The sequence below is a fragment of the Pseudomonas serbiensis genome, from assembly GCF_030580745.1.
GTDB classification, from domain to species: domain Bacteria; phylum Pseudomonadota; class Gammaproteobacteria; order Pseudomonadales; family Pseudomonadaceae; genus Aquipseudomonas; species Aquipseudomonas serbiensis.
Genome location: NZ_JAUQOO010000013.1, coordinates 60,017 through 81,815, shown reverse-complemented (window position 1 = coordinate 81,815; position 21,799 = coordinate 60,017). Strand labels below are relative to the sequence as shown.

Annotated in this window: 18 protein-coding genes and 1 other RNA gene; 1 reads left to right on the top strand and 18 read right to left on the bottom strand. The window is 58.8% G+C overall.

Features of this window, described 5'->3' with window-relative positions:
* Positions 1-36 precede the first annotated feature (36 nt).
* Positions 37-2,136, top strand: a complete 2,100-nt coding sequence (locus Q6A51_RS17310; RefSeq protein ID WP_304575335.1) for a multicopper oxidase family protein — start codon at positions 37-39, stop codon at positions 2,134-2,136.
* A 121-nt stretch (positions 2,137-2,257) separates the two neighbouring features.
* On the opposite strand, the gene lpxC is transcribed toward Q6A51_RS17310, so the two are convergent.
* The 18 genes from lpxC to rsmI all read right to left on the bottom strand — a co-directional run bounded on the left by lpxC (position 2,258) and on the right by rsmI (position 21,665).
* Positions 2,258-3,169 (bottom strand): UDP-3-O-acyl-N-acetylglucosamine deacetylase, encoded by a 912-nt coding sequence (gene lpxC, locus Q6A51_RS17305; protein WP_201005703.1) that lies wholly within the window; start codon positions 3,167-3,169, stop codon positions 2,258-2,260.
* Between the two features lie 111 nt (positions 3,170-3,280).
* Positions 3,281-4,471 carry a cell division protein FtsZ gene (ftsZ, locus tag Q6A51_RS17300; protein ID WP_025261728.1) on the bottom strand — a complete coding sequence of 397 codons (1,191 nt, stop codon included), beginning with the start codon at positions 4,469-4,471 and terminating at the stop codon, positions 3,281-3,283.
* Positions 4,472-4,542: 71 nt separating this feature from the next.
* Positions 4,543-5,799: a cell division protein FtsA gene (gene ftsA, locus Q6A51_RS17295; protein ID WP_025261729.1), complete on the bottom strand. Its 1,257-nt coding sequence runs from the start codon at positions 5,797-5,799 to the stop codon at positions 4,543-4,545.
* Positions 5,800-5,813: 14 nt separating this feature from the next.
* Positions 5,814-6,680 (bottom strand): cell division protein FtsQ/DivIB, encoded by an 867-nt coding sequence (locus Q6A51_RS17290; RefSeq protein ID WP_201005705.1) that lies wholly within the window; start codon positions 6,678-6,680, stop codon positions 5,814-5,816.
* A 2-nt stretch (positions 6,681-6,682) separates the two neighbouring features.
* Positions 6,683-7,642, bottom strand: a complete 960-nt coding sequence (locus Q6A51_RS17285; RefSeq protein WP_304575334.1) for a D-alanine--D-alanine ligase — start codon at positions 7,640-7,642, stop codon at positions 6,683-6,685.
* Complete coding sequence (murC, locus tag Q6A51_RS17280) at positions 7,639-9,099, bottom strand: UDP-N-acetylmuramate--L-alanine ligase (RefSeq protein WP_304575333.1); 1,461 nt, start codon at positions 9,097-9,099, stop codon at positions 7,639-7,641. Before murC ends, Q6A51_RS17285 begins: the two co-directional genes overlap by 4 nt.
* Entirely contained in the window at positions 9,092-10,162 is a 1,071-nt protein-coding gene (gene murG / locus Q6A51_RS17275; RefSeq protein ID WP_304575332.1) for an undecaprenyldiphospho-muramoylpentapeptide beta-N-acetylglucosaminyltransferase, read from the bottom strand. The genes murC and murG overlap by 8 nt, the downstream gene beginning before the upstream one ends.
* Entirely contained in the window at positions 10,152-11,366 is a 1,215-nt protein-coding gene (ftsW, locus tag Q6A51_RS17270) for a putative lipid II flippase FtsW (protein ID WP_025261734.1), read from the bottom strand. Before ftsW ends, murG begins: the two co-directional genes overlap by 11 nt.
* Positions 11,363-12,709, bottom strand: a complete 1,347-nt coding sequence (gene murD, locus Q6A51_RS17265; RefSeq protein ID WP_304575331.1) for a UDP-N-acetylmuramoyl-L-alanine--D-glutamate ligase — start codon at positions 12,707-12,709, stop codon at positions 11,363-11,365. Before murD ends, ftsW begins: the two co-directional genes overlap by 4 nt.
* 5 nt (positions 12,710-12,714) lie before the next feature.
* Positions 12,715-13,800: a phospho-N-acetylmuramoyl-pentapeptide-transferase gene (gene mraY, locus Q6A51_RS17260; protein WP_201005715.1), complete on the bottom strand. Its 1,086-nt coding sequence runs from the start codon at positions 13,798-13,800 to the stop codon at positions 12,715-12,717.
* Positions 13,800-15,167, bottom strand: coding sequence for a UDP-N-acetylmuramoyl-tripeptide--D-alanyl-D-alanine ligase (locus Q6A51_RS17255; protein WP_304575330.1), 1,368 nt, complete (start codon positions 15,165-15,167; stop codon positions 13,800-13,802). Before Q6A51_RS17255 ends, mraY begins: the two co-directional genes overlap by 1 nt.
* Positions 15,160-16,623, bottom strand: coding sequence for a UDP-N-acetylmuramoyl-L-alanyl-D-glutamate--2,6-diaminopimelate ligase (locus Q6A51_RS17250; protein ID WP_201020585.1), 1,464 nt, complete (start codon positions 16,621-16,623; stop codon positions 15,160-15,162). The genes Q6A51_RS17255 and Q6A51_RS17250 overlap by 8 nt, the downstream gene beginning before the upstream one ends.
* On the bottom strand, positions 16,623-18,353 hold the full coding sequence (locus Q6A51_RS17245) for a peptidoglycan D,D-transpeptidase FtsI family protein (RefSeq protein ID WP_201020593.1): 1,731 nt from the start codon (positions 18,351-18,353) through the stop codon (positions 16,623-16,625). The genes Q6A51_RS17250 and Q6A51_RS17245 overlap by 1 nt, the downstream gene beginning before the upstream one ends.
* Positions 18,353-18,646 (bottom strand): cell division protein FtsL, encoded by a 294-nt coding sequence (gene ftsL / locus Q6A51_RS17240; RefSeq protein WP_201005721.1) that lies wholly within the window; start codon positions 18,644-18,646, stop codon positions 18,353-18,355. Before ftsL ends, Q6A51_RS17245 begins: the two co-directional genes overlap by 1 nt.
* Positions 18,643-19,584 carry a 16S rRNA (cytosine(1402)-N(4))-methyltransferase RsmH gene (gene rsmH / locus Q6A51_RS17235; protein WP_201005723.1) on the bottom strand — a complete coding sequence of 314 codons (942 nt, stop codon included), beginning with the start codon at positions 19,582-19,584 and terminating at the stop codon, positions 18,643-18,645. The genes ftsL and rsmH overlap by 4 nt, the downstream gene beginning before the upstream one ends.
* A gap of 2 nt (positions 19,585-19,586) precedes the next feature.
* Complete coding sequence (gene mraZ / locus Q6A51_RS17230) at positions 19,587-20,042, bottom strand: division/cell wall cluster transcriptional repressor MraZ (protein WP_200995439.1); 456 nt, start codon at positions 20,040-20,042, stop codon at positions 19,587-19,589.
* Positions 20,043-20,351: 309 nt separating this feature from the next.
* Positions 20,352-20,709: RNase P RNA component class A (gene rnpB, locus Q6A51_RS17225), an RNA gene on the bottom strand.
* Between the two features lie 83 nt (positions 20,710-20,792).
* Positions 20,793-21,665, bottom strand: a complete 873-nt coding sequence (gene rsmI / locus Q6A51_RS17220) for a 16S rRNA (cytidine(1402)-2'-O)-methyltransferase (protein ID WP_201005725.1) — start codon at positions 21,663-21,665, stop codon at positions 20,793-20,795.
* Between the last annotated feature and the right edge of the window lie 134 nt (positions 21,666-21,799).

Sequence of the window (21,799 nt, the reverse complement as noted above, 5' to 3'; positions counted from 1 at the left end):
GTCCCTTTGGGATCATTTGTAATCAGGGAGATTTATATGGCCAGACTGGAAGAGTCTTGTAGCAAAGGCATGGCACCGGCAATGAAACGTTGCCATCTGCACGCCGCGATTGCCGCATTGATAGTGGGATGCACGGCATTGCCCGCAATGGCCGAAGAGTCATCACGGCAGTTCATCAATCCGCCCGATCTGCAACAGCAGGCTCCGAGCCAGGCGGTTAGTGGCCAGACTACTTTGCTGATGCGTTCGGGCGTCGAAAAAGCTGCGACCAAGCCGCTTCCCGCGCCGACACCTCGCGCAGGCAAGGAACGGCAATTGGTGCTGAATATCGGCTATACCGTCAGTAGCATCTATAACCCGACAACCAAGAACGACGATGTGGTCAGACTGCGCAGCTACAAAGGCACAGACGTCGACCCGCGCAGGCCTTTTGTTGCCCCTACGATCAATGCCACGCCGGGCGATACCATTCGGGTCACGCTGAACAACAACCTGCCGAAGGATCCGAGCTGCACCGACCCTCATGCGGCAACAGACAAACCACACTGCTTCAATGGCACCAACCTGCACTCCCACGGCCTGTGGGTCAGCCCGACGGGTAATAGCGATAACGTATTGTTGTCGATCAACCCCGGTGTCAGCTTCCAGTACGAATACAACATCCCCGAAGACCACCCGGCCGGTACGTTCTGGTATCACCCGCATCGCCACGGCTCTACCGCCCTGCAAGTGGGTAGCGGCATGGCGGGCGCTCTGGTGATCCATGGCGATCGCAAACCGACGCATGAAAGCAATGGCGATATCGATACCTTGCTCAAAGGCGCTGATGGCAAGCCGTTCACCGAACGCTTGCTGGTCCTGCAACAGATTCCCTATGCCTGCACGGACGATGGCGGCAAGACCTATAACTGGAATTGCGCTAAAGGCCAGATCGGGGTCGTGGAAAACTATGAGGCGCAGTTTGGCCCAAACGACTGGCAGAACTCGGGGCGTTACACCACGATCAACGGCCAGGTCCAACCGATCTTTTTCGCAAACAGCGGCACTATCGAGCGCTGGAGGCTGGTACATGCGGGCATTCGCGACACCATCGTGCCGCAATTTCGCAAAATGGCCGAAACAGGACGCCAGCGTAGCCAGGAAGGGATCAGTACCGCCGACTCTGAAAGCTTCATCGCCAACCAGTGCGTAGGGGAGCCGGTGCCGTTCCAGGTCATCGCTTCAGACGGCCTGACCATGGACAAGGCTCAGCAACTCAGCCAGGTCACCTTGCAGCCAGGTTATCGCAATGACCTGCTGGTGATGTTTCCGGAACCTGGTCGCTATTGCGTAGTAGACAAGCCTGAAACCGCATCGGGGAGCGTCAACCAGACCACTGGCAGTACGCAACTGCTCGGTTTTGTTGAAGTCGGCGCAGGCCCTAAGATCAAAGACATCAAGGCCGCAGTCACAACCGAACTGGTCGCTGCTGCCAAGCGCAACATGCCAGCAGAGGTTCAGAGGCTGGTGGTCAGCGACCTTCAGAAGGACCTGAAACTGACCAAATTCATTCCACATGCAAGCATCTCCGATGAGGAGCTGAAGAAGAGCGGCAATCTTGAGCAGAATCTGGTGTTCATGCTCAACGCTACCGATCCGAACAACGTCAAGTTTGCTGTCGGCACCACCGCAGCGAACGCAGAGCCCTACAAGCCCGATGTCATCAATCGTCAGCTGACACTGGGGACAGCGGAAACCTGGACTCTGCAATCGGCTTACGTCAGCCATCCGTTCCATATCCACGTGAACCCGTTCCAGATCGAGAAGATCATCGGCCCGGATGGCACTGACCTCAGTGAGCCGGGGGCTGTGGATAAGACTGATAACAACGATGCTCAGTATGCAGGCCTCAAAGGCGTCTGGAAGGACACTCTGTTTGTAAAAGGCCCTAGCAGCAAGGACCAAAATTTTGATCCGGTGACTAACACCGAAGGCCTCTACAAGATCTACGTCCGCACTCGCTACCAACGCTACATCGGTGAGTTCGTGTTGCACTGCCACATCCTCGATCATGAAGATCAGGGCATGATGCAGAACGTCAACATCAGCATTCCGGATGGCAATGGCGGCAACGTTGGCAGCAGCAGTCATCATTGATGGGTTCTGACTGAAAAAAGCGGCTCACACTGAGCCGCTTTTTTTACCCGCGAAAAAGCCATAAAAAAAGGCCGCCCGAGGGCAGCCTTTAAAGAACAAAAGGAAAGAGAGTAAAGCTTGCTTACACGGCCGCGACAGGACGCATGTAAGAAATAGGTGCCGTACTGGCATCCTCGAAGGTCACGACTTCCCAGGCGTCCGGCTGCTCGATCAACGTGCGCAGCAGACGATTGTTCAGTGCATGCCCCGACTTGAAGCCGCGGAACTCACCGATCAGGCTATTGCCCAGCAGGTAGAGGTCGCCGATGGCATCCAGGATTTTATGTTTGACGAATTCGTCCTCATAACGCAGGCCGTCTTCGTTCAGTACGCCTTCCTTGTCGACCACGATGGCGTTTTCCACGCTGCCGCCGAGTGCGAGGTTGTGCTTGCGCAGGTACTCGATGTCACTCATGAACCCGAAGGTCCGTGCACGGCTGACTTCCTTCACGAAGGAAGTACTGGAAAAGTCCACGCTTGCACTCTGGGTGCGGTCACGGAAGACAGGGTGATCGAAATCGATCTCGAAGCTGACCTTGAACCCCTCGAAAGGCACGAAAGTAGCGCGTTTACCGCCCTCTTCCACTGTCACCTCACGCAGGATACGGATGAACTGCTTCGGCTCGTCCTGTTCCTCCAGGCCGGCCGATTGAATCAGGAATACGAAAGGGCCTGCGCTGCCATCCATGATTGGAACTTCGGAGGCAGAGAGCTCGACGTAGGCGTTATCGATGCCAAGGCCAGCCATGGCCGAAAGCAAATGTTCTACCGTGTCGACCTTGACGTCACCGCTGACCAGAGTGGTCGACAGTGTGGTGTCTCCGACATTTTCCGCCCGTGCAGCAATATGCACGACAGGGTCCAGGTCGGCTCGGCAAAACACGATGCCGGTATTCACAGGCGCAGGTTTCAGGGTCAGGTAAACCTTTTCCCCGGAATGCAAGCCAACACCTGTGGCACGGATAATATTTTTCAGGGTGCGTTGTTTAATCATGGCATGGCCGCTTCAGCGCAAGTTGCGAACTGGTATCAACAAAGGCTGGCGATAATAGCAGACCATGCCTTTGCTGAACACCAATCACCCTAATACCCCTGATACATTTCATCAATCGGCCTGACGACGCAGGAAAGCCGGGATGTCCAGATAGTCAAGGTCATCGTTAGGGTTCATCTTCGCCGCTGCCGTGGCGCTTGCATGAGCCTGATTACGCATTACGGTCGGACGGTCCAGATCACGGTAGTTCACCGATGGAGCTTCCTGACGAGCTGCTGCCGGTTGAGCAGCGGCCTGCTGGACGGTTTGCAGCGTGTTGTCGATGACCTTCACCGGCTTCTCGATTTTCGCGCCCAGACCAGTGGCAACCACGGTGACGTGCAACTCGTCACGCATGTCCGGATCGATGACAGTACCGACCTTGACCATTGCGTGCTCGGAAGCGAACGCTTCGATGATGCTACCCACGTCGGAGTACTCACCCAGAGACAGGTCAGGACCGGCGGTGATGTTGACCAGGATGCCACGCGCACCTTGCAGGTTCACGTCTTCGAGCAACGGGTTGCGAATGGCCGCTTCGGTCGCTTCACGCGCACGATTCGGACCGCTGGCGCAGCCAGTGCCCATCATTGCCATACCCATTTCGCTCATCACGGTACGGACGTCGGCAAAGTCGACGTTGATCATGCCCGGACGTTTGATGATGTCGGAGATACCGCGAACGGCACCGGCCAGAACATCGTCAGCCTTGGCGAAAGCCGACAGCAGGCTGGCGTCTTTACCCAGGATGGTCAGCAGCTTCTCGTTGGGGATGGTGATCAACGAGTCGACGCTTTCAGACAGCATACGGATGCCTTCATCGGCGATCTGCATGCGCTTGCGGCCTTCGAACGGGAACGGACGAGTCACGACCGCAACAGTGAGAATGCCCAGTTCCTTTGCCACTTCGGCAATGATTGGAGCTGCACCGGTACCGGTACCGCCGCCCATGCCAGTGGTGATGAAAACCATGTTGGTGCCTTGCAGGACTTCTGCAATGCGCTCACGGTCTTCCAGTGCAGCCTGACGGCCGACTTCAGGGTTGGCGCCAGCGCCAAGACCTTTGGTCACGCCAGTACCCAATTGCAGGATGGTGCGTGCGCCGATGTTTTTCAGTGCCTGAGCATCAGTGTTGGCGCAGATGAATTCCACGCCTTCGATGTTGCTCTTGACCATGTGATTGACAGCGTTGCCACCACCACCACCCACACCGATAACCTTGATTACCGGGCTCTGCGGGACGTTGTCTACGAGTTCGAACATTTTCCCTCTCCTTCAGTTCTCTAGTTGTTTCTGCCTACTACCTGCCGCTACCACTTTTGAAGCCTTGAAACTCAGAAATTGCCCTGGAACCAGCGCTTGACGCGCTCAAGCACTGGGGCCTTGGGTTCGTCGCCGTAACTGCTGCTGTTGCCCAGGCCGGACAGCGAGATGCCATCCGACTGTTTTTGCAGCCCGTACAACAACAGGCCTACGCCTGTGGAGTAGATCGGGTTGCGCACAACATCAGCGAGCCCTTTGACGCTATGCGGCACGCCAAGGCGCACCGGCATGTGGAAGATTTCCTCGGCCAGTTCGACCGCACCTTCCATTTTCGAGGTACCACCGGTCAGCACGATGCCGGCCGGGATCAGATCTTCATAACCGCTGCGGCGCAGTTCGGCCTGGATCAGGGTGAACAGCTCGTCATAACGAGGTTCGACCACTTCGGCCAGGGCCTGACGCGACAGCTCGCGAGGCGGACGGTCGCCCACGCTCGGTACTTTGATGGTTTCACCGGCACCGGCCAGCTTGGCCAGAGCGCAGGCGTAACGAATCTTGATTTCTTCGGCGTACTGGGTCGGTGTACGCAGTGCCATGGCGATGTCGTTGGTGACCTGATCACCGGCAATCGGGATCACTGCGGTGTGACGGATGGCGCCTTCGGTGAAGATTGCGATATCCGTGGTGCCACCACCGATGTCCACCAGGCACACGCCCAGCTCTTTTTCGTCATCGGTCAATACCGAATAGGCGGACGCCAGTTGCTCAAGAATGATGTCGTCGACTTCAAGACCGCAGCGACGCACGCATTTCTCGATGTTCTGGGCAGCGTTCACTGCACAGGTCACCACATGCACCTTGGCTTCAAGACGCACGCCGGACATGCCAAGAGGTTCACGCACGCCTTCCTGGTTATCGATCACGTAGTCCTGAGGCAGGGTGTGCAAAACACGCTGGTCGGCAGGAATAGCAACAGCCTGCGCAGCATCGAGCACGCGCTCCAGATCCGCAGAGCTGACTTCACGATCACGAATCGCCACGATGCCGTGGGAGTTCAGGCTGCGAATATGGTTGCCCGCTACCCCGACGAACGCCGAGTGAATACGGCAGCCCGCCATCAGTTGCGCTTCTTCGACTGCGCGCTGGATCGATTGCACGGTCGACTCGATATTCACCACCACGCCCTTTTTCAGGCCACGGGATGGATGGGTACCGATACCCACGATTTCCAGCGAGCCATCGGCCGCGACTTCGCCTACCAGTGCCACCACCTTGGAGGTACCGATATCCAGCCCGACGATCATTTTGCCGCTTTGCACATTTGCCATGGTCCAGCCTCTTATCAATTCTTCGCGACAGCGGGCTTGTCCGCTGTCGGCGCTACCTGTTCACGCCATCCGACCGCAAGGCCGTTGGAGTAACGCAGGTCGATGCGCGCAATATTCGTGATTTGTTCTTTAAGCGTTTTTTCGTAAATCGCGATGAAGCGGCGCATTTTTTCCACAAGATGATCGCGTCCCAGCAACAACTCGATACCCGGACCGGCATTGCCGGCACCGGTGGTCAGGAACCAACTGCCACGCTCACGTAACTCCAGGCGTGCGATGGAGAACCCCATGGGGCGCAACATCTGACTCAACACCTGGTACTGCTGCATCACCTGTTGCTGAGCCCGCTGCGGGCCGAACAACTGGGGAAGGTGTTCATAGTTGGACAGTTCACGCGGCGTGAAAGCCTGTCCCTGGTTGTTCAACAGCGCTTCATCTCCCCAACGGGCGACGGGCAGTTGCTCTTCCAGTCGAATCACGACCTGATCCGGCCATACACGCCGTACTTCGGCATGGGCGATCCAGGGCATCTGTTCCAGTTCGGTACGCATACCGGCCAGATCGATGGTGAAGAAGCTTGCCGCGACATAAGGCGCGATTCGCTGCTGCACGGCCTGCTGGCTGATGTAACTCAAGTCGCCCTGCACGTTGATCCGGGTGATCGGACGATCGACATACGGCAGCAGACGCTGCGCGCCTTCGTACGTACCGAACCCCAGAACCACCAGCAGCACCGGCCAGAACAGCCCCCTCAGGAAACCGAAACCCGGCTTGGGCAGTCGCGCCGACAATGGCTCCTTGGCCACCATCCGACTGGCACCACGCGGCACTGGCTTGCGACCAGGAGCAGGTGGCTGATGACGTGCCGACGCGCCGTACATGCTTAACCTCTCACCTGAACGCTGTCGGCCAGAATCGCCAACACCAGTTGCTGGAAGTCCAGCCCGGCAGCACGCGCTGCCATAGGGACCAGACTGTGATCGGTCATGCCTGGCACGGTGTTGACTTCCAGCAGCCAGAACTTGCCTTCTGCATCCTGCATGACATCCGTGCGCGCCCAGCCTGCAATGCCGATGGCTTCGCAAGCACGTGCTGTCAGTTGTTTGAGTTCCTGTTCCTTCGCGTCACTGAGCCCGCACGGAATCCGGTACTGGGTATCGGAAGCCAGGTACTTGGCGTCGTAATCGTAGAAACTGTGAGGAGTGCCCAGACCGATAGGCGGCAATATTTCGCCACGCAGGCAGGCGATCGTGAACTCCGGACCTTGAATCCATTGTTCGACCAAAACTTGCGAATCGTAGGTACTGGCTGCTTTCCATGCGGCGATCAATTCGTCGACGCCGGTCACCTTCGCCATACCGATACTTGAACCTTCATGGGCCGGTTTGACGATCAAAGGGAAGCCCAGTTCCGTCGCCGCAGAAATACAATCGGCCTCGCTGCCCAGAACCGCGTGCAGCGGAGTGGCAAGCCCGAGACTTTGCCAGACCTGCTTGGTGCGCAACTTGTCCATGGCCAGTGCAGAAGCCAGTACACCACTGCCGGTATAAGGGATTTGCAGGCACTCCAGCAGGCCCTGCATCGTGCCGTCCTCACCGCCACGACCATGCAGGACGATAAAGGCCCGGTCGATCCTTTCGCTGACCAGCCGTTGCAGGAAGTCATCGCCCACGTCGATGCCGAACGCCTCGACCCCAGCGCCGAGCAATGCATCGAGCACCGCACGCCCGGACTTCAACGAAACCTCCCGCTCAGCGCTCTTGCCACCGAAGAGCACGGCAACGCGGCCGAAGCTTTTCGGCTCAAGTGTCGAGCGCAGGGAAGATTGCGAAGTCACAGTCATTTGAGCTTCCCTTCGGTTGAAGCGATGACGGCGCCGGCAAACAGCGGGCTCTTGAGCAGTTGCGGAGCCAGACCACCGATATCACCAGCGCCCTGACACAGCAGGATGTCCCCGGCACGCAGCAACGGCTTGACCAGCGGCGCCAGTTCGACACCACGCTCGATATAGATAGGGTCCAGTTGCCCGCGCTGACGGATGCTGTGACAAAGGTTGCGGCTGTCGGCACCGGGAATCGGCTCTTCGCCCGCCGGGTAGACTTCCATCAGCAACAGCACGTTGGCATCGGCCAGCACCTGTACGAAATCGTCGTACAGGTCACGGGTACGGCTGAAACGGTGTGGCTGATAGACCATGACCAGACGACGGTCCGGCCAGCCGCCACGCACGGCATTGATGACCGCAGCCACTTCACGCGGGTGGTGGCCGTAATCGTCTACCAGCATCACGTTGCCGCCTTCGACCGGCAGTTCGCCATAGACCTGGAAGCGACGACCCACGCCCTGGAAGCCCGACAGGCCCTGAACGATGGCTTCGTCACTGATGCCTTCGTCAGTGGCGATGGCGATGGTTGCCAGCGAGTTGAGCACGTTATGGTTGCCCGGCATGTTCACCGATACATCCAGCGGCTCGCGGTCGCGACGCAACACGGTGAAGAACGTCAGCATGCCATCCTGGCGTACGTTGATCGCACGCACATCGGCGGTTTCGCTGAAACCGTAGGTCAGGGTCGGACGCTTGACCTGCGGCAGGATTTCACGCACTACCGGATCATCGATGCACATCACCGCCAGACCGTAGAACGGCAGGTTGTGCAGGAACTCGACAAAGGTCTTCTTCAGCTTGTTGAAGTCGCCTTCGTAAGTGGCCATGTGATCGGCGTCGATATTGGTCACGACAGCGACCAGCGGCTGCAGGTGCAGGAAGCTGGCGTCGCTTTCGTCGGCCTCGGCGATCAGGTAACGGCTGGTGCCCAGTTGCGCGTTGGTGCCAGCCGCGTTGAGACGACCACCGATCACGAACGTCGGGTCCAGGCCACCGGCAGCAAACACCGAAGCGATCAGGCTGGTGGTGGTGGTCTTGCCATGAGTACCGGCAACCGCGATGCCATGGCGATAGCGCATCAGCTCGGCCAACATCTCGGCACGCGGCACCACTGGAATGCGGCGCTCAAGGGCAGTCGCGACTTCCGGGTTGGAGGTGTTCACAGCGCTGGAAACCACCAGCACGTCGGCACCGACTGCGTTCTCGGCCAGATGACCGATGAAAATGTGCGCGCCGAAGGATTTCAGGCGTTCGGTAACCGGCGAGTTCTTCAGGTCCGAGCCGGACACTTCATAGCCAAGGTTCAGCAATACTTCGGCGATACCGCACATGCCGACACCGCCGATACCGACGAAGTGGATGCGGCGGATACGGCGCATTTCCGGTTGAGGCATGGCGCGTTGACTCTCAACCATGAGCCACCTCCACACAGACATCGACAACAGTGTTGGTTGCATCGGGCCGGGCCAGCCTGCGGGCGGTACGGGCCATGTTGTTCAATTGTTCGGGCTGCATCAAAACCTCTTTCAGGCGCGTGGCCATTTCGGCGGCGCCAGTTGTCGCTTGCGGCATGACGAAGGCTGCGCCTTCGCGAGCCAGATAGTCAGCGTTACGAGACTGGTGGTCGTCGATCGCGTGAGGCAGCGGTATCAGGAACGAAGGCAAGCCTGCGGCTGCCAGTTCACTGATGGTCAACGCACCTGCGCGACAGACGACCAGATCGGCCCAGGCATAGGCCTGTGCCATGTTCTGGATAAAGGGCGCGACCTGCGCCTCGACGCCAGCGCTTCGATAGCGCTCGGCGGTGACTTCATCGTGTTTCTTGCCTGCCTGATGGAATATCTCGGGGCGTATGTCTTCAGGCACCTGAGCCAGGGCTTCGGGCAATAATTTGTTCAGGGGCTCCGCTCCAAGGCTGCCGCCCAGAACCAGCAGGCGAGCCTTGCGACCGGCCAGTGCCTGACGTGGTGTTTCAAGAAACAGTTCGACACGCACCGGGTTGCCGGTCGTGCGGCGCTTGGCCGTTGCGCTGAAGGTGTCCGGGAACGCCTCGCAGATACGGCTGGCGAAGGACGACAGGCTGCGGTTGGCGGTACCGGCCACAGCGTTCTGCTCATGGATGATCAACGGCACGCCCGCCAGCTTCGCGGCCAGGCCACCTGGGCCTGTGACATAACCACCGAAGCCCACGACGCACACCGGTTTCAACTCGCGCACGACCTTGCGGGCCTGACGCAATGCCTTGAGCAGCATGAAAGGGGCCTTGAGCAGCGACAGCTTGCCCTTGCCGCGCAAACCGGTGGCATCGATCAGGTGCAAGGTCAGCCCGGCCTGCGGGACCAGTTCGTTTTCGATACCCCGTGGCGTACCCAGCCAATGCACCTTGTAGCCACGCGACTGGAACTCGCGAGCACAGGCCAGCGCCGGGAATACATGCCCGCCGGTGCCACCGGCCATGATCAACACGTTAGCGTCCATGGGGCGGCTCCTCGGCGAAGTCGCTCTCTTTGAATTCGGTTTCTTCACTGCCCATGTTGTTGCGCGATTCCCACTCGATGCGCAGCAGCAGACCGAGGCTCGCACAGCAGATCACAAGCGAACTGCCGCCATAGCTGAGGAATGGCAAGGTCAGGCCTTTGGTTGGCAGCAGGCCTACGTTTACGCCGATGTTGATCAGGAACTGGCCGATCCACAGGAAAGAAAGACCATAAGCAACGTAAGCACCGAAGAACTGTTTGGCCCTTTCTGCCCACATACCTATGTACATGCCACGAATACTGACGAACAGGAACAAGGCGACTGTGAGCAAAGACCCTATGACACCCAGCTCTTCGGCAAGCACCGAGAACACGAAGTCGGTATGAGCTTCCGGCAGATAGAACTGTTTCTGGACACTGTTGCCCAGACCGACGCCGAACCATTCGCCGCGACCGAATGCGATCAGCGCCTGGGTCAACTGGTAGCCGGAACCGAACTGGTCCGCCCACGGGTCGGTGAAGTTGGTCAGACGCGCCATCCGGTAAGGCTGGGCCTGTACCAGCACCACCACGGAAACCACAGCCAGCACCACCATCAGGGAGAAACGGAACAGCCCGACACCACCGAGAAACAGCATGGCGGCAGCCGAGCCCATCATCACGACCGTGGCTCCGAAGTCAGGCTCCATCAGCAACAGGCCCGCCATAGGCAGCAGCACGATGAACGGCTTGAAGAAGCCCATCCAGCTTTCACGAACCTCCTGCTGACGACGAATCAGGTAACCGGCCAGGAAGATCACCACAAAGACCTTGGCGATTTCAGAGGGCTGCACGTTGAACGCGCCGAAACCGATCCAGCGCATCGAGCCGTTTACCTCGCGGCCGATACCCGGCACCAGCACCAGCAACAGCAAACCGAAGGCACCGATCAGCATCAGCCAGCCCATGCGCTGCCACGTGGCGACAGGCACCATCATGGTTGCGCAGCAGGCCCCCAGGCCGATCAACAGATAGATCAGATGGCGGGTCATCATGTACAGCGTATTGCCCGACTGCACGGCGGCCACTTCCGACGACGCGGAAGTGATCATCACCAGCCCAAGCCCCAGCAGCGCAAGACAGCCAGCCAGCATCGGGAAGTCGAGGTCTATGCCACGGCCACTGATCAGCGGCGACGGATAAGGCTTGATCACGCCAAAGATCATGACAAGCCCTCCACTGCCTGGGCGAACAGGCGTCCGCGCTCTTCGTAATTCTTGAACATGTCGAGGCTCGCGCAGGCAGGCGAAAGCAATACCGCATCTCCCTCTTGGGCCAGTTCGGCACTGCGTTGCACGGACTCTTCCAGCGTGGTGACACGCACCAGCGGTACAGTATCGCCCAGCGCCTGAGCGATCAGCTCGGCATCGCGGCCCAGCAGGACGACTGCACGGCAATGAGCTGCAACGGCAGCACGCAGGGCGCTGAAGTCAGCGCCCTTGCCATCGCCACCGGCGATCAGCACCAGCTTGCCGGTGATGTCAGCACCCAGGCCTTCGATAGCAGCCAGAGCCGCACCGACGTTGGTAGCCTTGGAGTCGTTGTAATAATGAACACCCGCCCGCTCGCGCACCCACTGGCAGCGATGCTCAAGACCGCTGAAGGTCCGCAGGCTGCTCAACATGGCATCGAACGGCAGGCCGACGGCATGCCCCAGTGCCAGCGCTGCCAGGGCATTGGCCTGATTGTGTGCGCCACGGACTTTCAGTTCGCGAACCGGCATCAGGTTGTCGAACTGGAAGGCCAGGTATTTTTCGCCATTTTCTTCACGCAGACCGAAACCGTGGAAATCCGGTTTGTTCAGGCCGAAGGTCCAGCAAGGCAGACCTTCACCGATCAGTGGTCGGGACAGTGCATCCTGACGATTGACGACGACTTGCCGGGCACCACGGAAAATCCGGTGCTTGGCCAGGTGATAGGCCGGCAGGCCGCTGTAGCGGTCCATGTGATCTTCGCTGACGTTCAGCACGGTCGCGACTTCGGCGTTGAGTTCGTCAGTGGTTTCGAGCTGGAAGCTGGACAGCTCCATCACGTACAGCTCAACGTCATCGCTGAGCAGATCCAGAGCCGGCATGCCGAGGTTGCCGCCGACAGCAACACGCTTGCCTGCGGCCTGAGCCATCTCGCCCACCAGCGTGGTCACGGTGCTTTTCGCATTGGAACCGGTGATTGCAATGATCGGCGCCTTCGCGTAACGCGCGAACAGGTCGATGTCGCCGGACATCTTCACGCCACGGGCATGGGCCTGTTGCAAGGCAGGTGTCGCAAGGGCCAGCCCCGGGCTGACATACAGCTCGTCGGCACGGCAGAGAAACTCTACGTCCAGCTCGCCACAACGCACTTCCACCTGCGGGTAATCGCGACGCAAGGTCGCCAGCTCAGGGGGATTCTCCCGCGTATCGGCCACGGCAAACGCAACGCCCCGGTTCGCCAGGAAGCGAACCAGGGACATGCCACTTTTGCCAAGACCGACAACGATACGGAAGCGGTCGGAAACGATCAAAGACACTCGTTCTACCTCAGTTTCAGCGTTGCAAGGCCGATCAGTACCAGAATCACGGTGATGATCCAGAAACGGACAATCACACGCGGCTCAGGCCAGCCCTTGAGTTCAAAGTGGTGGTGGATAGGCGCCATGCGGAACACGCGGCGACCGGTCAGTTTGAATGACGCAACCTGAATGACCACTGAAAGGGTTTCCATCACGAACACGCCGCCCATGATGAACAAGACGATTTCCTGGCGGACGATCACTGCCATGGTGCCCAGTGCCGCGCCCAGTGCCAGGGCACCGACGTCGCCCATGAACACCTGGGCCGGATAAGTGTTGAACCACAGGAATCCGAGCCCGGCACCAATCAGCGCACCGGAGAATACGATCAGCTCACCCGCTCCCGGCACATAGGGAATCAGCAGGTATTCTGCAAATTTCACGTTACCCGACAGGTAGCAGAAGATACCCAGCGCGCCACCGACCATCACGGTCGGCATGATTGCCAGCCCGTCCAGCCCGTCAGTCAGGTTCACGGCGTTGCTGGAGCCGACGATGACGAAATAGGTCAATACGATAAAACCGACCATGCCCAACTGGATGCGCACATCCTTGAGCATCGGCACGATCAGCGTGGTTTCGGTCGCCGACGGCGCAGTCGTATAAAGGAAGATGGCTGCACACAGGCCGAACACCGACTGCCAGAAGTATTTCCAGCGACTTGGCAGGCCACGGGAGTTCTTCTCGATCACCTTGCGATAGTCATCAACCCAGCCGATACCGCCGAACAGCAGCGTGACGAGCAGTACCACCCACACATAACGGTTGCTCAAGTCAGCCCACAGCAAGGTGCTGATGCCGATGGACGACAGGATCAATGCACCGCCCATGGTCGGGGTGCCGGACTTGGAGAGGTGCGATTGCGGACCATCGTTACGCACGGCCTGACCAATCTGGCGAAGCTGCAGGGTACGAATCATCCACGGACCCAGCCACAGCGAAAGGGTCAAGGCCGTGAGCACGCCGAGAATCCCGCGCAAGGTCAGGTATTGGAAGACCGCAAAGCCTTTGTAGAACTGTTGTAAAAACTCGGCCAACAGCAGCAGCATCAATGTTTCTCCAGGCTAGAACCGCATAAGGCGGCCACGACGTTTTCCATCGCGGCACTACGCGAGCCCTTGATCAATAAAGTGGTATTTGTGTCTTGCTCGGCGCCCAGCGCCGCAATCAGGTCGGCCTGGCTGGCAAAATGGCGCGCATGCTCGCCGAAGGCGTTGACGGCGTGAACCATCAGCGGACCAACGGCATAAAGCGCAGAAACCTTGCCGGCGGCATAGGCGCCCACGTCGTGGTGACCTTGTTCGGCCCAGTCACCCAGCTCGCCGATATCGCCCAGCACCAGGACAGTACGTCCGGGGAAATCGGCCAACAGATCGACAGCGGCATTTATGGAAGACGGGTTTGCGTTGTAAGTGTCATCGATCACCCGCACACCATTGCTGGCAATGTGTACGACCGTACGGCCCTTGACCGGCTGAACATTGTTCAAGCCAGTGACAATGCCTTCCAGCGTAATGCCCAGCGCAAAGGCCGCAGCAGCCGCCGCCAGCGCATTGGCCACGTTATGTTTACCCAGCAGATTCAGTTGCACCTGCGCAGTGCCCAACGGGCTGTGCAGCAAAAAGTTCGGGCAGCCACGGGCATCGCGCCCCAGGTCACTGGCGTGCAGGTCGGCCTGGGTGTTGCTCAGGGCAAAGCTGACGATCTTTCGCTCACCGACACGGATACGCCAGGTCGGGAATGCCTTGTCATCCAGATTCAGGACCGCAATGCCGCTGGCATCGAGCCCTTCAAGGATTTCGCCTTTGGCTTCCACGATCCTGTCCGGACCACCGAACTCACCGACATGGGCGGTCCCGGCATTGGTAATCAGTGCGACATGAGGTTTTGTCAGGCTGACAGTGAAAGCGATTTCACCGACACGCGACGCCCCAAGCTCGATGACTGCCGAGGAGTATTCCGGGGACAGCTCAAGCAGGGTCAGCGGCACGCCCAGTTCGTTGTTCAGATTGCCACGTGTGGCCAGAACCGGGCCGCGGGTACGCATGATGCTGGCCAGCATTTCCTTGACCGTGGTCTTGCCACTGGAACCGGTAATGGCTGCAACAGGCCTGTCGACAAAGGCATTGCGATTGATCGCGCCCAATTGCGCCAAGGCCTTGCGGGTATCGAGCACGACCAGTTGCGGCAAGGCTGCACCTTCCACTTCACGCTCGACCAGAGCACCTACGGCGCCTTTGGCGGCAACCTGATCCAGATACTCGTGACCATCGAATCGCGGGCCGGTCAGGGCAACGAACAACTGGCCCGGCAAGATGCCACGGCTGTCGGTGCTCACGCCGGTAAAACTGCAATCGCCCACACGACGGGCATCAAGCGGCGCGACCAGTTCGCTGAAGGTCAATGCTTTAAGCATTCGCAGACTCCCGTGCAGCCAAGGCCTTGGCGGCTTCTTCCAGATCGGAGAACGCATGACGCTGACCGTTGATTTCCTGATAGTCCTCATGGCCCTTGCCAGCCAGGACCACGACATCTGCCGCATCGGCACTGGCAATCAGTTCGGCAATCGCCTGGCCACGGCCTTCAATGAAATGCACGGCATCAGGGGTCACGAAGCCTGGGCGGATATCATCGAAGATCCGGCCCGGCGATTCTGTGCGGGGGTTGTCGTCAGTAACCCAGACGCCATCGGCAAGGCGCTCGACCACTTCGGCCATCAGCGGACGCTTGCCACTGTCACGATCGCCACCGCAACCGAACAGGCACAACAAGCGGCCCTTGGCATGCGGACGCAATGCGTTGAGGACCTGCTCGAGCGCATCGGGGGTATGGGCGTAATCAACCACCACCAAAGGTTTGTCGCCACCGCCAAGACGCTGCATGCGCCCGACCGGGCCTTCCAGCTTCGGCAGAACCTTGAGAATTTCGTCCAGCGCATACTCCAGCCCCAGCAAGGCGCCGATAGCGGCAAGCACATTGCTCAGGTTGAAACGCCCCAGCAGACGGCTGCGCAGCAGGTGTTCACCTTGCGCAGTCACCAGCGTGGCGCGTACGCCATCGTCATCGAACTTCGCATCGCGGCAATAAAGCGATGCGCTCTTGTCCTGGAGGCTGTAGGTGATGAGACGCGACTCATGCTTGATCTCGGCCAGCTCACGGCCGAACTCGTCGTCCAGGTTGATGACCCGGCAACGCAGATCCGACCATGCGAACAGCTTGGCCTTGGCCGCGCCATAGGCCTGCATCGTGCCGTGGTAATCCAGATGATCGCGGGACAGATTGGTCAACACGGCGACATCGAAATCCAAAGCGGTCGCACGACCTTGGTCGAGGCCATGAGACGACACTTCCATCGCAACGGCGCGTGCGCCGGCCTTTTTCAGGTCGGCGATGGTTGCCTGCACGGAAATCGGATCTGGCGTGGTGTGGCGGCCGCTTTGAAGGGCGCCATAGAAACCAGTCCCCAGAGTACCAACAATGCCGCAATGCTGACCGAGAAGGTCAAGAGCCTGGGCGACCAGTTGCGTGACACTGGTCTTGCCATTGGTGCCGGTGACGCCCACCAGATTCAGGCCGCGACTCGGCTCGCCATAGAAGCGGCCAGCAATGGCCGACAACTGCGCCGCCAGGCCCTTCACAGGGATCAACGGCACATCGGTAATCGGCAACACCGTAGAACCTTCTGCTTCATAGGCCACGGCCGCCGCGCCGCGTTGCAAGGCGTCGGCGATATGGGCGCGGCCATCAAGCTTGATGCCGGGCACAGCCAGGAACAGGTCTCCCGGCCGGACATTACGACTGTCGAGCGTCAACTCGCGAATCAGAGGATCGCGGTCGGTTTGAGCGAAAATCTTGCTCAGATTGAAAGCCATCAGCCACGCCCTCCTTTCACTACCGGGGCAACATTGACCTGCTCTTGCGGTGCGGCGAGGTTGTCAGGCGTCACGTTCATCAGACGCAACGTACCGGACATGACCTTGCTGAATACCGGGGCAGAAACCAGACCACCGAAATAACCACCCTTGCTCGGCTCATCGATCACAACGACGATTGCATAGCGCGGGTTACTCATCGGGCCAAAACCGGCGAACAGGGAACGGTAGGAGTTTTCCGCGTATCCCTTGGTGCCGATGGAAGTCTTGCGTGCAGTACCACTCTTGCCGCCGACGTGATAGGACGGCACACGGGCGCGATAGACGCCACGCGGGTCTTCGATCACTTGCTGCAACATGCCTTGCAGGGTCTTGGCGGTGTTTTCTGGAATGGCCTGCACTGCCGTCGGCGGCGTGTCGCTTTTCAGAATGGTCAGCGGCACGATCCGGCCGTTGTTGGCCAGCGCGCCGTAGGCATGCACCAGTTGCAAAGCAGTTACCGAAAGCCCGTAGCCGTAGGACAGGGTCGCGGTTTCAGCCTTGCGCCACTCGCGGTAGTTCGGCAGATTGCCCACGCGCTCGCCGGGGAATCCAAGGCCGGTGTACTGGCCGAAACCGACGCGCTGCATGGTACGGAAGATGGCTTCACCGCCCACGTCGAAGGCGATCTTGCTCATGCCCACGTTACTGGAGTTGATCAGAATCCCGGTCAGATCGAGGATCGGCCCTTCGGTCTTGGTCACGTCACGAATGGTGTACTTGCCGATCTGCAAGGTGCCCGGATAGACCTCGACCTTGTCGCTCGGTTTCCAGCGGCCGCTGTCCAGCGCGGTCGTCATGGAAATCGGCTTCATGGTCGAACCCGGCTCGAACACGTCGATGATTGCCCGGTTACGCATTGCAGCAGGCACCATGGTGCGGCGATTGTTCGGGTTGTAGGTCGGCTGGTTGACCATGGCCAGAACTTCGCCGGTCTTGACGTCCATGATTACCAGGCTACCGGCCTTGGCTTCGTTCTCTACAATGGCGTTGCGCAGCTCGCGGGTGGCCAGATATTGCAGGCGCAGATCAATAGACAAAGCCAAGGTCTTGCCGGCCTTGGCGTTCTTGGTTACCTGGACGTCCTTGATCAGTCGTCCCCTGCGGTCCTTGATGACCTGCCGCTTGCCGGGAACCCCAGCGAGCCAGTCGTCGTAGGCAAGCTCGACGCCCTCGCGACCATGGTCATCAAGGTCGGTGAAGCCAACCATGTGGGCGGTCACGTCACCGGCCGGATAGAAACGCCGGAACTCCTCGATGCCGTAGACACCGGGGACTTTCAGGTCCAGCACCGACTGCCCTTGTTCAGGCGTCAGGCCGCGAACCAGATAGATGAATTCCTTGGTGGCCTGGGAATCGAGACGCTCGGTCAGGGCCTTGAGGTCCTGGCCAAGCGCAGCCGCCAGCAAGGACCACTTGGATTTGTCCTGCTGCATTTCACGCGGGTTGGCCCACAGCGTAGTCACAGGAGTACTGACGGCCAGAGGCTCGCCGTTACGGTCGGTGATCAGACCACGGTGAGCCGGAATCGGGATATGACGGACGCTACGAGCATCACCCTGCTCCTTGAGGAAGGTGTGATCGATGACCTGCAGATCGACAATGCGCCAGCAGATGGCGAGCACCAGCACGACGAGCAAGCCCACCACAACACGGAAACGCCACGGATACAGGGCACCCTCAAGCTTCATCATGGCGCCACCATCCGTACTTCGGCAGCGTTGGGGATGCGCATTTTCAACTGTTCGGTGGCCAGGTTCTCGATGCGGCTGTGGGCCGTCCAGGTACTTTGCTCAAGAATCAGACGCCCCCACTCGGCCTGCGCCTTGTCGCGCACGCTCATCTCCGAGTACAGGGAGTTGAGCAATTGCCGGTTCCAGTGGGCGCTATAGGACACGCCGATTGCCGAAATGAGGACGGCAATGAACAGCAGCAACATAATGAAACTGCCGCCGGGCAATGGCTTGAGGAACAGACGACTCACCTGAGCTTCTCCGCCACACGCATGACAGCGCTGCGCGAGCGTGGATTGGCTCTGGTTTCTGCGTCCGAGGCGAACTGCGCCTTGCCGATGAGTTTGATTTTCGGCTCGAAGGCCTTGAACTGGATCGGCAGATTACGAGGCATGTTGTCAGCTTCGCCCTTGACGAGCTTGCGCATGAACAACTTGACGATGCGGTCTTCCAGAGAGTGGAAGCTGATGACCACCAGACGGCCGCCGACTTCCAGGGCGTCCAGCGCCGCCTCAAGACCGGCTTCCAGATCACCCAGCTCGTTGTTGACGTGAATACGCAGGCCCTGGAAGGCGCGCGTGGCCGGATTCTTGCCTTTTTCCCAGGCGGGGTTGGCGACCTTGAGGACTTCTGCCAGATCGGCAGTGCGCTCGAAAGGCTGGATTTCACGACGCTGGACCACGGCATTGGCCATGCGCTTGGCGAAACGCTCTTCGCCGTATTCCTTGAAAACCCGGGCAATTTCTTCAGCGGGGGCTGTGGCGATGAACTCGGCCGCACTCACGCCGCGAGTCGGGTCCATGCGCATGTCCAGCGGGCCGTCGTTCATGAAGCTGAAGCCACGCTCAGGATCATCCAGTTGCGGCGACGACACGCCAAGGTCCAGCAGAATGCCGTTGACCTTGCCTGCCAACCCGCGTTCTTGAGCCTCCGAGCCCAATTCAGCAAAGCTTCTCTGCACAATGACAAAGCGGCCGTCTTCGGCCGCCAGCGCTTGCCCTGTGGCAATCGCTTGAGGATCCTTGTCGAACCCCAGCAGCCGGCCATCCGGCCCCAGATGCTGCAGTATCAGGCGGCTATGTCCGCCACGACCGAATGTGCCGTCCAGATAGCAGCCATCGGCGCGCACAGCGAGAGCCTCGACGGCTTCTTCGAGCAGTACGGTGATGTGGGTAAAACTGCTGTTCATAGTCACAGGATCAGGTCACGTAATTCATCAGGCATCGCGCCAGGTTTTTGAATGGCTGCAAGGTCGGCATCGGCAAGAGCGTTCCAGGCATCCTCGTCCCACAGTTGAAACTTATTAAGCTGTCCAACCAACATCACACGCTTATCCAACTTGGCGTATTCACGAAGACGCGGTGGCACCAGAAAACGCCCACTGCCGTCCAGCTCCAGATCCACTGCATTACCAATCAGAAGCCTTTGCAACCGGCGGTTTTCCTCGCGAAAGGTAGCCAGCTCACGAAGTTTCGCCTCAATCAGTTCCCACTCGGACAGCGGATAAAGACACAAGCAGGGATCAACAGCATCAATGGTCACGATAAGTTGGCCGGAGCTACGCGAATCCAGCTCGTCACGGTACCGGCTCGGCATAGCGAGACGGCCCTTGGCATCGAGATTGATTGCGTTGGCACCACGAAACACAGGCGCACTCTCCGAATTTTAACTTTTTGCGCTAAAAAAACCCACTTCGTGCCACTTTCTGCCACTTACGCACACTATAGGAATGCGCCCACCACACCGTCAAGGCACGGTCTTAAGGAAACCCCTTACATTTCGGAGATTTAGGAGTGGTATTGGAGGGGGAGAGATAAATTCACGAGGGTTTTGACAGGCAAACACGATGCCTCTCAAATGTTTGTGAGCAAAAGTTAAAGTAATTTATTAAGTGTAAGAATTTTTTGGCATTACGGAGAAGAAAAACAGCTGCTTTAACAGCAGAGAGGAAAAAAGGTGGAGAGTCGATCTGTAAGCCGGGTTCTGTCGAGGACAGTCATTCCTCTACGACGGCCATCACTGGACGTCTTTAGCAACCTACCCGGTTCCAGCGCGGGCCACGCCTAGGAACCCTATTTGGTCTTGCTCCGAGTGGGGTTTACCTTGCCACGAACTGTTGCCAGACGTGCGGTGCGCTCTTACCGCACCTTTTCACCCTTACCGGCACCGAAGTGCTTAGGCGGTTATTTTCTGTGGCACTTTCCGTAGGCTCACGCCTCCCAGGCGTTACCTGGCACTCCGCCCTATGGAGCCCGGACTTTCCTCCCCCCCTTGTTGCGAAACAACAAGAGGCAGCGACTGTCCAATCGACTCTCCGTTGCCAAGGGTATCGATACGAGGCGTCAAGAACAAGCATTAAAAGCCCGAATGACGCGCATTCGTCGCACAGGCGGGAACTTATTGGTTCTTCTGCTTATCCAACGCGACCTGATAAAGCAGGTTCTTGCGCACACCGGTAATTTCAGCGGCCAGTGCAGCAGCACGCTTGAGCGGCATTTCCTCCAGCAACAGATCAAGAACCCTGCGCGCCTCGGCCCCCACGACATCTTCATCCTCGGGCTGCGTCCAGCCCGCCACCAGAACCACACATTCGCCACGCTGCTGATTGCTGTCGCCTTCGACAAAGGCGCGCAACTGTGCCAGCGGCAAACCCTTGAGCGTTTCAAAGGTCTTGGTCAGCTCCCGCGCCAGCAGCGCAGGGCGATCAGGGCCGAACACCTGCTCCATATCCTGAAGACATTCCAGAATCCTGTGCGGGGCCTCATAGAAGATCAACGTGCGCGGTTCTTCGCGAAGCACTTCAAGCCGACTTTTGCGACCGACTGCCTTGGCTGGCAAAAAACCTTCGAAGATAAAGCGGTCCGAAGGCAGACCGGCTGCCGACAGAGCCGCGATCAATGCACAGGCACCAGGCACCGGAATGACCTGCACACCCGCCGCTCGCGCCTGACGGACAAGGTGATAACCGGGATCGGAGATCAGCGGCGTACCGGCATCGGAAATCAACGCAACATCGTCGCCCGCCAGCAAACGAGTGATAAAACGGCTACCCTCGTCACGCTCGTTATGTTCATGGCAGGCAGCCAGAGGCGTGGATATTCCAAAATGCTGCATCAGCCGTGCCGAGTGCCGAGTATCCTCTGCTGCTATCAATGCCACTTCACGCAGCACTTTCAAGGCCCGCACGCTCATGTCGTCCAGATTGCCGATAGGGGTCGCCACTACATAAAGCGAACCCAGGGTGGAATTTGAAACAACCGGAGCAGTCAAAGCGCAGACCTCATTTTTGATGTTTGAAAAAACCGCATTGTACAGGCTACGGCCATGACCAATGGTGCAACACATTCAGGGATGAGTATAAAAAGGAAGGAAACCCATGATTCTGTCCCGCCGCAAGATGCTGA

Excerpts from the sequence above, each read along its gene's own strand:
- mraY (WP_201005715.1), bottom strand. The coding sequence starts at position 13,800 with ATGCTGCTGCTGTTGGCCGAGTTTTTACAACAGTTCTACAAAGGCTTT.
- murC (WP_304575333.1), bottom strand. The coding sequence starts at position 9,099 with ATGGTTGAGAGTCAACGCGCCATGCCTCAACCGGAAATGCGCCGTATC.
- Q6A51_RS17245 (WP_201020593.1), bottom strand. The coding sequence starts at position 18,353 with ATGAAGCTTGAGGGTGCCCTGTATCCGTGGCGTTTCCGTGTTGTGGTG.
- Q6A51_RS17250 (WP_201020585.1), bottom strand. The coding sequence starts at position 16,623 with ATGGCTTTCAATCTGAGCAAGATTTTCGCTCAAACCGACCGCGATCCT.
- lpxC (WP_201005703.1), bottom strand. The coding sequence starts at position 3,169 with ATGATTAAACAACGCACCCTGAAAAATATTATCCGTGCCACAGGTGTT.
- Q6A51_RS17310 (WP_304575335.1), top strand. The coding sequence starts at position 37 with ATGGCCAGACTGGAAGAGTCTTGTAGCAAAGGCATGGCACCGGCAATG.
- ftsW (WP_025261734.1), bottom strand. The coding sequence starts at position 11,366 with ATGATCTTTGGCGTGATCAAGCCTTATCCGTCGCCGCTGATCAGTGGC.
- Q6A51_RS17255 (WP_304575330.1), bottom strand. The coding sequence starts at position 15,167 with ATGCTTAAAGCATTGACCTTCAGCGAACTGGTCGCGCCGCTTGATGCC.
- rsmH (WP_201005723.1), bottom strand. The coding sequence starts at position 19,584 with ATGAACAGCAGTTTTACCCACATCACCGTACTGCTCGAAGAAGCCGTC.
- ftsA (WP_025261729.1), bottom strand. The coding sequence starts at position 5,799 with ATGGCAAATGTGCAAAGCGGCAAAATGATCGTCGGGCTGGATATCGGT.
- Q6A51_RS17290 (WP_201005705.1), bottom strand. The coding sequence starts at position 6,680 with ATGTACGGCGCGTCGGCACGTCATCAGCCACCTGCTCCTGGTCGCAAG.
- Q6A51_RS17285 (WP_304575334.1), bottom strand. The coding sequence starts at position 7,642 with ATGACTGTGACTTCGCAATCTTCCCTGCGCTCGACACTTGAGCCGAAA.
- ftsZ (WP_025261728.1), bottom strand. The coding sequence starts at position 4,471 with ATGTTCGAACTCGTAGACAACGTCCCGCAGAGCCCGGTAATCAAGGTT.
- murG (WP_304575332.1), bottom strand. The coding sequence starts at position 10,162 with ATGGACGCTAACGTGTTGATCATGGCCGGTGGCACCGGCGGGCATGTA.